Genomic DNA, 14224 nt, shown 5'->3' on the forward strand with positions numbered 1-14224 from the left:
GCTTTCGTGCGTCGTCGCATGCGGGTGCGTCGATTTGCATCGGGCGGCCTGGCGCGGTGGAGGCTGCGGGCCGTGCAGGTGCTACTCTACGACGGTATTAGGCGCCTGGCTACCAGACGGGTGGAAAGCCGCTCTGATCCGGTGTCGCCCATCAGGGGTTTTGGTCTCATGGGGGTGCCGTTTTTCCGGGTGGCCCCGCGCGGGGACCTAATATCGGAAATGAATAGCAGCGAGCCGGTGCGAGGCGGCCTCAGGCAGCCTGCCCCCCTTAGGGATACGGGGGAGATGCGTCACGATTGTCGGTCGGGCCCGTGAGATGGGCGCCGAACCCGCCATAACGTGGTCGGCGCTGCCGGAACAACGGGGCTGCAGTGTCCATGTCGCCGACCATCTCGGCGCTGAGTTCCGGAGGCGTCTCGCCCAGCGCGCACATCGGCGCTCGTCGCTGTACTCGCGTGTATAATATGGCGGAGTTGTTCGGTCCGCACAGGCGCGGTATACTCTTTCGAGCTGGAACGCCTTGATAGCCTTTACGCGTTTCCGCTATGAACGTGCCATGTATCGTGGGAGGAAAGATATGTTCCCTAAAGGTTTCGAGTGGGTTGTCATCCTCATCGTCGCCCTGCTGATTTTCGGACCGAAGAATCTTCCGAAGCTCGGCGCTTCCCTGGGCAAGACGGTGAAGAACATCCGCGAGGGCATGTCCGGCGAGGATGCGGCCACCGAGGAGGAGCCCGAGAGCGAAGAGGACAAGGAGATCCGCGAGCTCGAGGCCAAGCTTGCTGAGGCCAAGGAGGCCAAGGAGGCTAAGACCAAGAAGGATGAGTCTCCCATCGATGAGGACTAGCCCATCGGCATAAAGGGCTGCACGATGACCGGCCGCCCGCAGGGCAGCCGGTCATTTTAGGTTTGTAGATAGCGGCGGCACCCATTGGTTCCGCCGAGAGCCAGACAGACGGTAAACGAGGAGTACCTGCATGGATGCAAGCGAGATCGTACTGACAGCCGACGGTCGCCAGAAGCTCGTCGAGGAGCTCGAGTGGCGCGAGGGCGAGAAGAGCCGCGAGATCATCGAGCACATCAAGGAGGCCCGTGCCTTCGGCGACCTCTCGGAGAACTCCGAGTATGATGCCGCCAAGGAGGAGCAGGCCAAAAACGCCGCCCGCATCGCCGAGATCCAGGCGATCCTGGCCAATGCGCGCGAGGTCTCGGCCACAGACCAGGGCCTGATCGTGTCCATCGGCTGCACCGTCTCGCTCGTCGACGGCGACGGCGTTGCCACCGAGGTTACCCTCGTGGGTACCACCGAGACCAACTCGCTTGAGCACAAGATCTCCAACGAGTCCCCTGTCGGCCGCGCGATCATCGGTCGCGCCGCGGGCGAGACCGTCGAGGTCGTGACGCCGTCCGGCAAGACGCGCCTGTACACCATCACGAAGATCACGCGGTAGCATCTGGTCCCGCGCGAATACGGACAACCTCGCTCCCTGGGACCATCTGGCCTCGGGGAGCGTTTTTGCTTTTGAGGAGGAACCCATGGCAGAAACCCCTAACGACGCCTCGACGCTCAACGACGAGCGCGCCCGTCGCCTGGCCGACCGCGCGGCGCTCTACGCCGCCGGCAAGAACCCCTATCCCGAGCACTCCGATGTCGAGAACCACGTGGCGGACATCGAGGCCGCCTACGCCGACCTCGAGGCTGGCGCCGACACGACCGACGTCGTGAAGATCGGCGGTCGCGTGGTCGCCAAGCGCGGCCAGGGCAAGATCGTGTTCGTGGTCCTGCGCGACCCGACCGGCGACATCCAGCTGTTCTGTCGCATCAACGACATGCCCGCCGAGGCCTGGGAGCTGCTCTCCGAGCTCGACCTGGGCGACATCATCGGCGCCGAGGGCGTCGTCGTGCGCACGAAGCGCGGCCAGCTCTCCGTCGCCCCGACAAAGCTGACGCTTCTGTCCAAGGCCGTGCGCCCGCTGCCAGAGAAGTTCCACGGGCTGTCCGACAAGGAGACCCGCTATCGGCAGCGCTACGTCGACCTCATCGTGAACGCTGACGTCCGCGAGACCTTCGCCAAGCGCTCCCGCATCGTGTCGGCCTTCCGCCGCTACATGGAGGACAACGGCTACATGGAGGTCGAGACCCCCATCCTGCAGACCATCCAAGGCGGCGCCACCGCGAAGCCGTTCATCACGCACTTCAACGCGCTGAACCAGGAGAACTACCTGCGCATCGCCACGGAGCTGCACCTGAAGCGCCTGCTCGTGGGCGGCTATGAGCGCGTGTTCGAGCTCGGTCGCATCTTCCGCAACGAGGGTATGGACCTGACGCACAACCCCGAGTTCACGACTATGGAGGCCTACCGCGCCTACTCCGACCTCGAGGGCATGAAGGAGCTCGCGGAGGGCGTCATCAAGGCCGCGAACGCCGCCGTGAACGACTCCGAGCAGATCGAGTATCAGGGGCAGACCATTGACCTGTCCGGCACGTGGCCGAGCCGTCCCATGACCGAGATCGTCTCTGAGGTCATGGGTCGCGAGCTCACGCTCGATACCCCGATCGACGAGCTGCGCGCCGCTGCTGCCGAGTGCGGCATCGAGGTCAAGCCCGAGTGGGGCGCCGGCAAGCTTATCGCCGAGATCTATGACGAGAAGGGCGAGGAGAGCATCGTCAACCCGACGTTTGTGTGCGACTACCCGGTCGAGGTCAGCCCGCTCGCCAAGCGCCACGAGGACGACCCGCGCCTCACGCACCGCTTCGAGCTCGTGATCGCCGGCCATGAGTACGCCAACGCCTTCTCCGAGCTGAACGACCCGGTCGACCAGGCTGAGCGCTTCGCCAAGCAGATGGAGGAGAAGGCTGGCGGCGACGACGAGGCCATGGAGTACGACGAGGACTACGTGCGCGCCCTCGAGTACGGCATGCCTCCGGCGGGCGGCATCGGCATCGGCATCGACCGCGTGGTCATGCTGCTCACGAACCAGGCGTCCATCCGCGACGTGCTGCTGTTCCCGCACATGAAGCCCGAGCGCGGCAGCGCGAACGGTGCTGCGGCGGCCCGTGCGGCCGAGCGCGACGCCGAGCAGACCGCCGGCGTGAGCATCGCTGAGAACAAGATCCCGACCATCGACTACGACAAGGTCGCCGTGGAGCCGCTGTTCGAGGACATGGTCGATTTCGACACGTTCAGCAAGTCCGACTTCCGCGCCGTGAAGGTCAAGGCCTGCGAGGCGGTGCCCAAGAGCAAGAAGCTCCTGCAGTTCACGCTCGATGACGGCTCCGGTGCCGACCGCGTGATCCTCTCCGGCATCCATATGTACTACGAGCCCGAGGACCTGGTGGGCCGTACGCTCATCGCCATCACGAACCTGCCGCCGCGCAAGATGATGGGGATCGACTCGTGCGGCATGATCATCAGCGCCGTGCACAACGAGGGCGACGAGGAGCGCCTGAACGTGCTGATCGTGGACGATGCCATCCCTGCGGGAGCAAAGCTGTACTAGGCTTATCGCCTTTTCATGCTTTACCACAGCAATGGGGCCGCCCGGATCTACCGGACGGCCCCATGTTCATGCAGGCGCTACGTCGCGAATGGCGCGCATCGCTCCTACGGCAGGATCTCCGAGCTATAGGCGTTCATGAGGATCATCGCCGCCTGCTCGCGCGTGACCGCGCCCTGGGGGCTGAGCGACCGCGTGCCGTCGCTGTTCTGGGAGCCGTTGATCAGGCCCGTATCGACCGCCCAAGCCATCTCGTTGGTAGCCCAGCTGCTCGTGGAACCGTGGTCGGGGAGCGCCTCGAACTTGGAGGTGTCGACAGCGGCAAGGTCGGCGCCCACATAGCGGGCGATGATGATGGCGAGCTGCTCGCGAGTGATGGAGAGGTTGGGACCGAACGAGACCGAGCCGTCGGCCTGCTCGATGCCGCTGATCACGCCGGCATCGACCGCCCAGTTGGCGGCGGCGGTGTACCATGCGCCATTCTCGACGTCGGGCATGCCGGTCTGGTTGTTCTCGGTGGCGTCTGCCTGGTCGGGCTCGGCGATGCGGTGCAGGACGGTGACAAGCTGCGCGCGGGTCATGACGTCGCCGATACCGAAGCGATCGGAATTCGAATAACCGGTCAGCAGGCCGTTGCTCGCGACGAAGTCGACCGCTTGCGCATACCACTGGTTCTCATCGACGTCGGAGAAGGGACTCTCGTCGCTCACGGTGATGTAGATATCGATCTGCAGGCCGCCTGAAACGCCGGTGATCGTGGCCTGTCCCGGAGCGAGCGCAGAGAGGTTTCCATCGGCATCGACTGAGACGACGTCCGTGTCAGACGAGGTCCAGGCGAAGCTATCGGATGCGATCGTGTAGCCTGCCGCCCAGCTGGCGTCCGCGTTGACGCCGCGCAGGACGATCTGGCTGCGGAAGCCGCGCGGAAGGATCGCGCTGGTCGCGCTGCTGCCGGCGCCGGGGATACTGACGGTGAGGCCGGGGTCGATATGACCGGTGTAGACGTCGACGGCATGTACGGCGTCGGTGTCGGCGGGCTCGCTTGCCGCCGCGGCGCTGCCGGGACCGAACAGCTGCACCCAGTAGGTGGAGCCGTTCTGTGCGCGGAAGGCGCCGACGCCGATACTCGACCAATTCGACCTCAGCAGGTTCTCACGATGGCCGTCGGAGTTCATCCACTGCTCCATGGTGGCTGCAGCGGTGACGCTGCCCGCGGCGATGTTCTCGCCCATGGCCTTGCTGGAGATCGTGAAGCACGTCGTGCCGTTCGGGCGCGTGTGGCTGAAGCTCACGACGCACTCGGCGGCGCGCTGCATGGCTGCTTCCATCAGGTCACGATCCATGGTGAGCGGCGCGCGGCCGAGCTTGGCGCGCTCCTGGTTGACGATGTCGACAACGTTGAAGGCCTCGCTATACAGCTCGGTACCGGGGATGTTGAGCGTCGTGTACGTGGCCTGAAGCTCAACGTCCGCATCTGATGCCTGATCGTCGGCCGTGCGTACGATCGGGTCGGCCAGCGCGGTGTCCTGGGGCTGCGCAAACGCGAGCGCAGGCGTGCAGGCTATCGTCGCCGCGAGGAACACGGCCATAATCCGTTGCCTTTTCATGGACGGGTCTCCCTTCTGATGCGTTCTTTGTGACCGAAAGGCGTATCTATCTTGCAGATGCCGTCCGCGCGACTGTTGCGCAACATGGGTGGGCGCGGGTCGCTTCTCGGCAACCGGGAAATATGCGCGTTTGCAGATGCGCTGCGCTATCTTATGCAATGAATATTCGTGCGTCGGCGCTGCCGTGATTGCCGGGGACAAAAATGCTTCGAGTGGGACTCCACACCGGCCAGATAGGATTATCGAGCGGCGATTCGTATCCGTAGATGTGCTCAAAACTCTGCACATCAATATATATAACAGCCAAAATGCTTGCTTGCTCTTCATCAGGCACGGGGCACCGTCATGTATACGTCCCACTCAGAGCATTTTTGTCCAAGGGCGCCGCGCGATGGGGATGAATCCAGGGGAATCCGGGCGAATCGGTCGGCTCGCGCGCTTGCGCGACGTGGGGGCGGCTAGGCGGACACGCTACGATGGCGCCCGCAATTGAATCAGCGTGCCCTGACGTTTAAGATGGCCCAAAATGGAGAGAGCTGCGATGTGTCTGCGGGGGAGAGGAGCGACCGATGGAGCGGGAAATCGAGCAGCGGGGCGCAAAGGCGCACGAGAGCGATCGAGAGGCTCCCGGGCTCACGCCCGCGCAGCTTCGCGTCGTCGTGACGCTCGGGTTCTGCGGCCTCGTGTCCGCTGCCGACAACTGGTTCGTGTCGCCCGCCTTGCCGGCCATCGCGAACACGCTTGCCGTTCTACCCACGGCGGCGACCGTTGTCCTGACCGCCTACATGATTCCGTACGGTACGCTCCAACCGGTCGCAGGATCGCTTGCCGACCGCGTCGGTCGCCTGCGCATGCTGCGCATCATCGTGCTCGGCCTGTGCGCCGGCACGCTGCTGTGCGCTGCGGTCCCGAACCTGGCCGCGCTGGTGGTCGCGCGCATCGTGACCGGGTGCTTCGCCGCAGGCATCATCTCGGTATCCCAAGCATTCGTCAGCGACGTTGTGGGGGAGCGCAACCGCGCCGGGGCGGTGGGCATCCTCATGGGCGTGACGTTCACGGGGCAGGGGCTCTCGGCGGGCCTCGGCGGCATCCTGACCGATGTGGTGGGGTGGCGTGCCGCGTTCACCACGTTCGGCATCCTCGCCGCCATCGCATGGCTGCTGCTGTTCACCCTGCGCGAGCCGAAGCACCCGCAGGCGAAAGCCGATGTGCCGGGCACCCGGCCGCTTAAGGGCAATCCCGTGGCGACGTTCTTCCGCTCTGCCGCGCGTATCTTTTTCGGCCCGTCGCACGCGGTGTATCTGCTCGCATGTATGACCGGCCTGCTGTTTCTGGGCGTCTACGGCCTGATGGGAACCTTCCTCAACCAGGTTTGCGGTCTCTCCTCAACGCAAGCTGGCCTTGTCATGATGCTCTACGGCGTGTTCTGCCTCATCGGCGGCTCGCTGTCCGGAAAACTCGGTGCGCGCCGTGGCGTGCCGCACGTCATCGCGCTCGGCGAGGTGTCCGGCGCCGCCGCCGCGCTCGCTCTGGCGGTCTCGGCTCTCACCGCATCGTGGGTGCCCGCGCTTATCGCCGCGGCTTGTCTGGGCTTGGGTTACATCTTGGTGCAGCCCTCACTCGTGACGCTCTCCATGGACGCCGACCCCTCGCAGGTGGGTCTCTGCACGGGCCTGATTGGCTTCGGCGTCTTCGCGGGCGGCGGCGTGGGGTCGAGTCTCGGCAGCATGGTGCTCGGCTTCGGTGGATACCTGGTGCTGTGGGCGGTTGCTGCCGTCGGTCTCATCGTGCAGCTGTTGGTGAGCCGCCGGGTGCTGGCGGGACGGTAGGAGCAGGTCCGTGCGCTGCGGGGGATAGCGGCTCCCTGCGTGCTTCGGTACGCGGTTCACGATCACGATGCCCGCGGTGATGAGCACGAGGGCAACGGCCGTTTGCTGCCAGGGGAGCGCGCCCGCCTCGCCGAGCAGCGCGCTCGAGAGCACGACGCCGAAGATGGGATTCATGAAGCCGAAGATCGCCACGCGCGAGGTCGGGTTGTACTTGAGCAGGATGGACCAGAGCGAGTAGGCGATGCCCGAGACGCAGGCGAGGTAGAGCAGCATGCCGATGCCTGCTGCCGTGACGTGCTCGAAACGCCCACCTAAAGTGATGCCCGCGCCGGCGAGCACGGCTCCTCCGAGCAGGAACTGGTAGCCGGACAGCGCCACGGGGTTCTCGCGCTGCGAGTAGACGCGGATCAACGAGGATGAGACGGCGTAGGACAGCGACGCGATGAGGATGAAGCCCTCGCCGGTGAGCGTCACGGCGCCGCCGAGCTCGCCCGTGAGGTTCACGAGCACGACGCCCGCGAAGCCGATCAGGCAGCCGGCGAGCTTGCGGGCGTCCATGCGCTCCTGGCGAAACACCAGCGTGGCCACCAGGATGGTGAGAAAGGTGCTCGACGCGTTGACGATGGTGCCCTTCACGCCGGATGCATGCGAGACGCCGATATAGAAAAACGCGTACTGCACGATGGTCTGGGCGAGCGAGAGGCGAACGACCATGCCGAGCGAGCTGCGCTTCACGCGGATGGGGCGGCGCTCGGCGATCGATGCCGCCACGAGGGCGATGGCGCCGGCGAGCATGAAGCGCAGCCCGGCGAACAGGAACTCGGAGGGAACATCGGTCGACGCGATGCCGAGCAGGCTACAGCCGATCTTGATGCAGGGGATGGCGCTGCCCCACAGGGCGCAGCAGACCATGGCGAGCAGGGCCACGCACCAGGTGCGGGTAAGGAGCGGCTGGGCGGCGGGTTCCGCGTGCGGAGAGCTCGGGGCCCTCATCGTGTTCGAGACCATACGGGACGTCTTTCTTCTTATGGTGAATATGCCGCACGGGATGGTACCACCTCGCGTCCCGTCAGAGGGTGCGGCGCGGATTCGAAATAAAGGGCGGGCGTCGCGGTCCAGCCCAGAAGGTGGACCGCGACGCCCGCGAGAAAGCGCTTCGAGCGGCGTTTAGAGGCGTGCCGCCCCCGTCTCGCGCGCAGCGGCGGCGACGGCGGTCGCCACGGCATCGCGCACGCGTGGGTCGAACGCCTCGGGGATGACGTGATCGGCGGAAAGCCCGTCGGCACGGGCGACTTCCGCCAGCGCGTCGGCGGCGGCGAGTTTCATGGCGTCGTTGATGTCGCGGGCGCGGACGTCGAGCGCGCCGCGGAAGATGCCGGGGAAGGCGAGCACGTTATTGATCTGGTTCGGGAAGTCGCTGCGTCCGGTCGCGACCACGGCGGCACCCGCTGCGATGGCCTCGTCGGGCATGATCTCGGGCGTGGGGTTCGCGCAGGCGAAGACGATGGGGTCGGCGGCCATGGAGCGGACCATGTCCTGTGTGAGCACACCTGGGGCGGACACGCCGATGAACACGTCGGCGCCCGCGATGACGTCGGCCAGCGTGCCGCGCCGGCGCTCCGGATTCGTGAGGCGGGCCATTTCGGCCAGGTGTGGGTCCATGCTGGAGCGTCCGTCGTAGATGACGCCGTCCTTGTCGGTCATGATGACGTTTTTGAGCCCGCGCGCGAGCAGCAGTTTGATAATGGCCGTGCTCGCGGCGCCCGCGCCCGTCGTGACGACGCGCACGTCCTCCATGCGCTTGCCCACGATGGCGAGCACGTTGGTGAGGCCGGCGAGGGTGACCACGGCCATGCCGTGCTGGTCGTCGTGGAAGATGGGAATGTCGCTTACGGCCTTGAGCTTCTCCTCGATATCGAAGCAGCGCGGTGCCGAGATGTCCTCGAGGTTCACGCCGCCGAACGAGCCGAGCAGCAGCGACACGGCGTGCACGAACTCGTCGACGTCGTTCGCGCGCACGCACAGCGGGATGGCGTCGACGCCGCCGAATGCCTTGAACAGCATGCACTTGCCCTCCATGACGGGCATGCCGGCCTCCGGTCCGATATTGCCCAGGCCAAGCACGGCGCTACCGTCGGTGATGACGGCAACCGTGTTGTTGCGCCCGGTGAGCTCGTAGCTCTTGTCCGGGTCGCGCTGGATCTCCAGACACGGCGCGGCAACGCCGAGCGTGTAGGCGATGGACAGCGCCTCGGCGGTGTCGACGGGCACCTTGGGCTCGACGGAGAGCTTGCCGCGCCACTCATAGTGCTTTTCGAGGGCTATAGATGCGTAATCGGTTGGCATAGGCGACCTCCTGGGTGGTGTGGATAGAACGGTAGACGGGGCCTGTCGTCGATAGAGCCGCAAGATCGAGAAGCTTGTTGTCTGACAGGGATGCCCATGTATACGTTCTGTCCATTTGCCTTCGGTTCCTATCGCGTCGGTTTGCTACCATGGCACGCATGACGAAGGGAGCCCGCCCATGTCCGGCCAGCTGCGCTATACGTATGAGAACCCGTACGCGAACCTCAAGCTCGAGCACTACGTCTACCGCATCGGGTCCTACCACTACAACTGGCATCCCGACTTCGAGCTCCTCATGGTCGTGAAGGGCTCGGTGGAGATGTGCGCGAGCGGGTCGCGGCACGTTCTCGAGGAAGACGACATGATCCTCATCAACCCCAACGAGGGCCACGCGACGCTGGGCCTGGGGGAGGGCAACACCGCGATGGTGCTCCATATCGACCCGGCGTTTTTCACGGGCTACTTCGGCGCGGATGAGTTCGTCCGACTGGATCTCGTCTCGAACGCTGCCACGCGCAACGAGCCGCGCTTCGCGGTCATCCGCCGCTGCCTCGCCCAGATGATGGTCCTGAGCGTGCGCCGCGACCCGGCGAGCAGGCTGCGTTACGACGCGCTGGTCTACCGTCTGATCTCGGCTGCCGTCTCGGTCGATCAGGTTCCCGACGAAACGGCCCGAGCCTATCGGATCGACCGGCGCGGCAAGGATGCGGTGAGTCGCCTGGTCGCCTATATCGATGGCAACTACCGCGAGCGCATCACGCTCGCCGACCTTGCCGACAAGACCGGGTACAACGCGACCTACATCTCCCAGCTGTTCAAGCGCAAGCTCGGCATCAACTTCTCCGAATACCTGCTGCGCGTGCGCCTGTCGGCGGCGACCGCCGTGCTGTCCTCGAGCGACGCGCGCGTGAGCGATATCGCCGCGGAGCACGGGTTCGCCGATCTGAAGTCGTTCAACGCGGCGTTTCGCAAAACGTTCGGCAAGACCCCTGCGGAGTACCGCCGCCAGCTCTCGGAGGATAACCGAGCGGGGGACACGGCGTTCAAGCAGGTGTTCGTGTCGGTTGACGACGAGTACGTCGGCGCGAAGCTCGCGCGCTATATCGTGGCGGACGCCGGCGTGAACGTGCAGGATGCTGACGGCGGGGACGAGGCAGACACCTGGGTCTTCCTGCAAGAGGTCATCGAGGCGGTCCAGGGCGCTCAAGAACTGCTCGACGGTGCGCTCGCTCGCATGCGGGGCGAGCGATAGGGCCGCCTCGGGAGATGGCGGGTTCTTGCCGCGCCGACCGTTTACCGGCGCCATCGAACCGCTGGCGGTTCTCGGTGCTGTGCGTCCGAAAATCAGATTTCTAAAACATGGTCCTAGGGCGAATTTTTAGGCCGCCCGGGCGCCAGTGAGCGCTCGATGCCGCGCGGCGCAGTTTACAAACGAGCAGGTAGAGCGGCTAGCGACACCCCAGCGAGGCTTTATATCGAATCGGCGCGCGGGGTGCTTCGTCGGGGCCCTTCGCGCTCCTGTCGCCTGCCGCCACCCCTTGAGAAACGGAAGGCGCCGCGTGCTCCCAAAACATAACCTGTGTCTTGTCGAACAGGCAGGAACACCCATTGTTACCTGCTAAAACAGCAAGACAAGGGAGGTTGAGTCAAGGTGGAGAACAGCGAGAACCTGGAGCGGTTGTGCAACATCGTCTCTGACTTCACGTGCCTGGTGGGCAAGCGCCTGCCGGACGACGTCACCGCCAAGCTCGAGGAGCTGTCCGCGGCGGAGACGAACCCCATGGCGCAGATGATCTATCACACCATGGCGGCGAATCAGGAGAAGGCGTGGGAGCTGAACCGCCCCTCGTGCCAGGACACGGGCCTCATCCAGATGTTCGTCAGCGTGGGCAGCAAGTTTCCCTACATCGACGAGCTCGCCGACGTGCTGAAGGAGGCCGTCTTCCGTGCGACGAAGAAGGCCCCGCTGCGCCATAACACGGTCGAGACGTTCGACGAGAAGAACACCTACACGAACGTGGGTACGAAGTCCCCGTGGCTGTACTGGGATATCGTTCCGGGCGACGACAAGGTGAAGATTCACGTCTACATGGCCGGTGGCGGCTGCTCGCTGCCCGGCTCCGGCAAGACCTTCATGCCCGGCGAGGGCTACGAGGCGGTCGTGAAGTTCGTGCTCGACCTCATGACGTCCTACGGCCTGAATGCCTGCCCGCCGCTCATGGTTGGCATCGGCATCGGCACCTCGATCGATTCGGCGGCCTACATGTCCAAGCTCGCGCTCATGCGCCCGGTGGGCAGCCGCAACGAGAACCCGCTGGCAGCCAAGCTCGAAGAGGAGCTCATCGAGGGCATCGACAAGATTGGCCTCGGCCCGCAGGGTCTCGGCGGCTCGAAGTCGGTCATGGACGTCCACATCGAGAACTCCGCGCGCCATCCGTCCGTGCTGTCCTGCGCGGTGAACGTTGGCTGCTGGTCGCATCGCCGCGGCACGATCGTCATCGATTCCGACCTGAATTACGAGCTGCTTACGCACAAGGGGGTTGAGCTGTGAAAAAGGTACTCCACACGCCGGTTTCCGCAGAGGATCTGAAGGATATCCACGTCGGTGATGTCATATATCTGACCGGCCACATCACCACCTGCCGCGACGTCGCACACCGCCGCCTGATCGAGCTGGGGCGCCAGCTTCCCATCGACCTGAACGGTGGCGCCATCTTCCACGCTGGCCCCATCGTGCGCAGCACGAAGCACGAGGACGGCACGGAGACCCACGAGATGATCTCGCTCGGCCCCACGACCTCCATGCGCATGGAGAAGTTCGAGAAGGAGTTCATCGAGCAGACCGGCGTCAAGGTCATCGTGGGCAAGGGTGGCATGGGCCCAAACACCGAGGCCGGCTGCAAGAGCGGCCCCGCCATCCACTGCGTGTTCCCGGCCGGTTGTGCGGTGCTCGCCGCCACCGAGGTCGAGGAGATCGAGGACGCCAACTGGCGCGAGCTCGGCATGCCCGAGACGCTGTGGACCTGCCGCGTGAACGAGCTCGGTCCGCTGATCGTCTCCATCGATGCCGAGGGCAACAATCTGTTCGAGCAGAACAAGGTGGTCTACAACGAGCGCAAAGACGAGGTGCTCGCCGACCTGTACGACCAGGTGCACTTCATCAAGTAGCCGGTCGGTCGCATGCCGCGGGGATATGAAGCGGCGGGGACAGTGATGCTGCCGCCCGCCGCCCCCGCGCCGCACAACCCGTTTTTCTACAATCAAATCGCACGTATATCCAGGAGGTGTTTCCCCCTTGCTGACCGCTTTGGCTTTGGCCATGATCGTGAGCTTCATCGTGCTGCTGTCGATGAAGAAGCTCTCGGTGTTCAACGCGCTGACGATCGTGCCGCTCGTGTTCGGTATCGTCGCGATGTTCGCGACCGGCTCGAGTCCGTCCGACCTCTTCACGTGGATCAAAGAGGGCATTTTCTACTCGGTCGACTACGAGGCGCCCAGCGTTTCCATGGGCGTCATCTCACCGGGTCTGACGATCCTCTTCTCGATTCTGTACTTCGACCTCATGCTGGGAGTTGGCCTGTTCGACCCCGTCGCGGCCTTCTTCATCAGGATGGCCAAGGGCGACCCGCTGAAGGTCCTCATGTCCACGGTTATGGTCGCCTCGGTCGTGTCGCTCAACGGCGACACCACCACGACGATCATCATCTGCGTGTCCGCCTTCATCAACCTCTACAAGCAGCTGGGACTCAAGCTCAGCTACCTTGCGATCATCATCGTCGCACCGATTGGCATCTGGAACCAGCTGCCGTGGGGCGGCCCCACCATCGCTTCGGCCACGGCGCAGAGCATCGAGGTCAACGAGCTGTTCGCGACTCTTCTGCCCGGTCTTCTGTGCGCGCAGGTCGCGGTCATCGTCATCACGTACTTCCTCGGCCGCAAGGAGCGCAAGCGCCTCGGCTGGTCGCCTGAAGACGCGAAGGCCATCTCGCCCGAGCAGATCGACCTGATGATTGCCGCGGTGCGCGACAAGGAAGTCGAGCTCAAGCGCCCGAAGCTGTTCGTCTTCAACCTGATCCTGACGCTTGTTGCAGTGGTTCTGCTCATCCAGGGCGAGATTCACGGCTCGATCATTTTCATGCTCGCGTCCGCTATCGCGCTTCTGGTGAACTACCCGAACGTTGACGAGAGCTCGCAGCGCCTCGAGGACCTCGCGTCCGACGTGCTTCCCACCGCCGTCATCACGCTCGGCGCCGGCGTCTTCTCCGGCGTGCTCACGGGTTCCGGCATGGCCACGGCGCTGGCGAACTTCATCGCCAACATCATCCCCACGGAGCTCTCGAGCCACATGGCGCCGATTTACGCCGTCATCGCGACGCCCGCCATCTGCTTCCTGCCACAGGATGCCTTCTACTTCGGCATCGCGTCGGTCATGAAGGGCGTCATGGGCCAGTTCGGCATCACGGCGACCCAGGCTGCCGTCGCCTCGATGGTCGGCCAGTCGTTCCGCCTCGTGAGCCCGGTCATCCCCGCGCTGTACATGCTATGCGGCGAGACCAAGATGAACTTCCCGGACTTCATGAAGGAGTACGGCAAATACTACGGCCTGATCCTGCTCGTGCTGTACCTGGTGGTCTACGGCCTGATCGGAGCGCTGCCGTACTAGCGCCAGCACGCCTTATCGCTTGTCATTCCATTCCCTTTTCCGCCGCGGGGGCGCCCATCTGGGGTGTCCCCGCTTCGTGTTTTGGGGGTGAGCGCGGGCGCCGGCGCGTGCCGCGAGGCGTCTCTGCGGTGCTCTGCTACCCGGCGAGCCGATCGGCGTGCCGCCCAGACGTGCGCGGTGCGCCGACCGGGCGCTCGCGAGCGTGCCTCCCAGGCGTGCGCCGGCGTCTTCCGGGCTCGCACCTGCTGCCGGGTTCCGGAACATCATGATGTTCCGGAAGC

Annotated in this window: 10 protein-coding genes and 1 pseudogene; 8 read left to right on the top strand and 3 right to left on the bottom strand. The window is 64.8% G+C overall.

What is annotated here, in order from left to right:
* Positions 1-577: 577 nt before the first annotated feature.
* The 3 genes from tatA to lysS all read left to right on the top strand — a co-directional run bounded on the left by tatA (position 578) and on the right by lysS (position 3501).
* Positions 578-847 (top strand): twin-arginine translocase TatA/TatE family subunit, encoded by a 270-nt coding sequence (tatA, locus tag H6A21_RS02600; protein WP_204560030.1) that lies wholly within the window; start codon positions 578-580, stop codon positions 845-847.
* A gap of 130 nt (positions 848-977) precedes the next feature.
* Entirely contained in the window at positions 978-1451 is a 474-nt protein-coding gene (gene greA, locus H6A21_RS02605; RefSeq protein WP_204560031.1) for a transcription elongation factor GreA, read from the top strand.
* Between the two features lie 85 nt (positions 1452-1536).
* Positions 1537-3501 (top strand): lysine--tRNA ligase, encoded by a 1965-nt coding sequence (gene lysS, locus H6A21_RS02610; protein ID WP_204560032.1) that lies wholly within the window; start codon positions 1537-1539, stop codon positions 3499-3501.
* Positions 3502-3605: 104 nt separating this feature from the next.
* Here lysS and H6A21_RS11110 read toward each other — a convergent pair whose 3' ends face one another.
* A complete protein-coding gene (locus H6A21_RS11110) occupies positions 3606-5105 on the bottom strand; it encodes an S-layer homology domain-containing protein (protein ID WP_204560033.1) in 1500 nt (499 codons plus the stop codon).
* 569 nt (positions 5106-5674) lie between these two features.
* On the opposite strand from H6A21_RS11110, the gene H6A21_RS10890 reads away from it, so the two are divergent.
* Positions 5675-6934 (top strand): MFS transporter, encoded by a 1260-nt coding sequence (locus tag H6A21_RS10890; protein ID WP_204566532.1) that lies wholly within the window; start codon positions 5675-5677, stop codon positions 6932-6934.
* Positions 6935-7000: 66 nt separating this feature from the next.
* On the opposite strand, the pseudogene H6A21_RS02620 reads toward H6A21_RS10890, so the two are convergent.
* Positions 7001-7942 (bottom strand): annotated as a pseudogene (locus tag H6A21_RS02620) (DMT family transporter); the annotation flags it as partial.
* A gap of 159 nt (positions 7943-8101) precedes the next feature.
* Entirely contained in the window at positions 8102-9280 is a 1179-nt protein-coding gene (locus H6A21_RS02625; RefSeq protein WP_204560034.1) for an NAD(P)-dependent malic enzyme, read from the bottom strand.
* Positions 9281-9458: 178 nt separating this feature from the next.
* Here H6A21_RS02625 and H6A21_RS02630 point away from each other — a divergent pair, with 178 nt between their 5' ends.
* The 4 genes from H6A21_RS02630 (at position 9459) to H6A21_RS02645 (ending at position 13943) form a co-directional block, all read left to right on the top strand.
* Positions 9459-10532 carry a helix-turn-helix domain-containing protein gene (locus tag H6A21_RS02630; RefSeq protein ID WP_204560035.1) on the top strand — a complete coding sequence of 358 codons (1074 nt, stop codon included), beginning with the start codon at positions 9459-9461 and terminating at the stop codon, positions 10530-10532.
* 399 nt (positions 10533-10931) lie between these two features.
* Positions 10932-11831, top strand: coding sequence for a L(+)-tartrate dehydratase subunit alpha (ttdA, locus tag H6A21_RS02635; protein ID WP_204560036.1), 900 nt, complete (start codon positions 10932-10934; stop codon positions 11829-11831).
* Positions 11828-12448, top strand: a complete 621-nt coding sequence (ttdB, locus tag H6A21_RS02640) for a L(+)-tartrate dehydratase subunit beta (protein ID WP_204560037.1) — start codon at positions 11828-11830, stop codon at positions 12446-12448. Before ttdA ends, ttdB begins: the two co-directional genes overlap by 4 nt.
* A gap of 127 nt (positions 12449-12575) precedes the next feature.
* Complete coding sequence (locus tag H6A21_RS02645) at positions 12576-13943, top strand: citrate:proton symporter (protein WP_204560038.1); 1368 nt, start codon at positions 12576-12578, stop codon at positions 13941-13943.
* Positions 13944-14224 lie beyond the last annotated feature (281 nt).

Origin of the sequence: Collinsella tanakaei, from assembly GCF_016902615.1 — a bacterium.
In the GTDB taxonomy this organism is placed as follows: Bacteria; Actinomycetota; Coriobacteriia; order Coriobacteriales; family Coriobacteriaceae; genus Collinsella; species Collinsella tanakaei_A.